Origin of the sequence: Geothrix oryzisoli (assembly GCF_022808865.1) — a bacterium.
Taxonomy (GTDB): domain Bacteria; phylum Acidobacteriota; class Holophagae; order Holophagales; family Holophagaceae; genus Geothrix; species Geothrix oryzisoli.
Map to the genome: position 1 here is coordinate 1 of NZ_JAKZLB010000007.1, position 1,452 is coordinate 1,452.

The window sequence follows — 1,452 nt, forward strand, 5'->3', positions numbered from 1 at the left end:
GTTAGGTGTGCTACCCATCATGAGAAATCAACTGGGTTCAATCTTCCTCGCTGTGGCCATGCTCCTCGGTGCTGGGTTGAACGCCATGGCTTTTTCGCCACTCCCTCCGGGTACGAGGGCTGATCTACTCGTCGTGGAGAAAGCAAAGAGAGTCCTGACTGCCTATTCCAATGGCAAGATCCTTCGCACATACCAAGTTGCACTCGGCCGCGCTCCTGTCGGCGAGAAGGAACGCGAAGGCGACAATCGCACTCCTGAAGGCGAATTCATCATTGATAGCCGTCTTGAAAAGAGTGGCTACCATCGCGCTCTCCACATTTCCTACCCAAGGCCCTCCGATATCGCCAGAGCCAAGGCTGGCGGCTATCAACCAGGTGGGGCCATCATGATTCACGGCATTAAGAATGGCTTCGGCTGGCTCGGCAGCTTGCATACCAAATCCGATTGGACTCGTGGCTGTATCGCAGTCACCAACCCAGAAATCGAAGAATTGTGGCGAATTGCCCCAAACGGAACACGGGTTCAAATCAAGCCATGAGCTCAGCACACCTAACCCTCCGCTCAACTCGGACCCCGCCTGCATTGCCTCCCGCTCTCTCTCAGCTTCTCGCTTCCCCGGCTCCGCTCATCGCCTCGGTGCAGGCGGGGCCGGTTAGCTTCATTCGTTAGGTGTGCTACCCATCATGAGAAATCAACTGGGTTCAATCTTCCTCGCTGTGGCCATGCTCCTCGGTGCTGGGTTGAACGCCATGGCTTTTTCGCCACTCCCTCCGGGTACGAGGGCTGATCTACTCGTCGTGGAGAAAGCAAAGAGAGTCCTGACTGCCTATTCCAATGGCAAGATCCTTCGCACATACCAAGTTGCACTCGGCCGCGCTCCTGTCGGCGAGAAGGAACGCGAAGGCGACAATCGCACTCCTGAAGGCGAATTCATCATTGATAGCCGTCTTGAAAAGAGTGGCTACCATCGCGCTCTCCACATTTCCTACCCAAGGCCCTCCGATATCGCCAGAGCCAAGGCTGGCGGCTATCAACCAGGTGGGGCCATCATGATTCACGGCATTAAGAATGGCTTCGGCTGGCTCGGCAGCTTGCATACCAAATCCGATTGGACTCGTGGCTGTATCGCAGTCACCAACCCAGAAATCGAAGAATTGTGGCGAATTGCCCCAAACGGAACACGGGTTCAAATCAAGCCATGAGCTCAGCACACCTAACCCTCCGCTCAACTCGGACCCCGCCTGCATTGCCTCCCGCTCTCTCTCAGCTTCTCGCTTCCCCGGCTCCGCTCATCGCCTCGGTGCAGGCGGGGCCGGTTAGCTTCATTCGTTAGGGTGCATCCATGAATGCTATCCAAATTGCGCGAGTAACTACCCTTCCCGATTCTGAGTTGGATGAGCTTGTCATGGAAAGCGAAGCAGAGGGATTTGGGTTTGTTGCTCGCTTACGGGA

At 55.9% G+C, this 1,452-nt stretch carries 2 protein-coding genes; both read left to right on the forward strand.

What is annotated here, in order from left to right; translation table 11 throughout:
- Positions 1 to 538: L,D-transpeptidase family protein (locus MLE43_RS14715; RefSeq protein WP_338029088.1), on the forward strand; the 538-nt coding region annotated here is incomplete at its 5' end.
- Between the two features lie 145 nt (positions 539 to 683).
- A complete protein-coding gene (locus tag MLE43_RS14720; RefSeq protein WP_243304902.1) occupies positions 684 to 1,202 on the forward strand; it encodes a L,D-transpeptidase family protein in 519 nt (172 codons plus the stop codon).
- Positions 1,203 to 1,452: the final 250 nt, after the last annotated feature.

Bases quoted from the DNA above. Each gene is read 5' to 3' on its own strand.
- MLE43_RS14720 (WP_243304902.1), top strand. From the start codon at position 684: ATGAGAAATCAACTGGGTTCAATCTTCCTCGCTGTGGCCATGCTCCTC.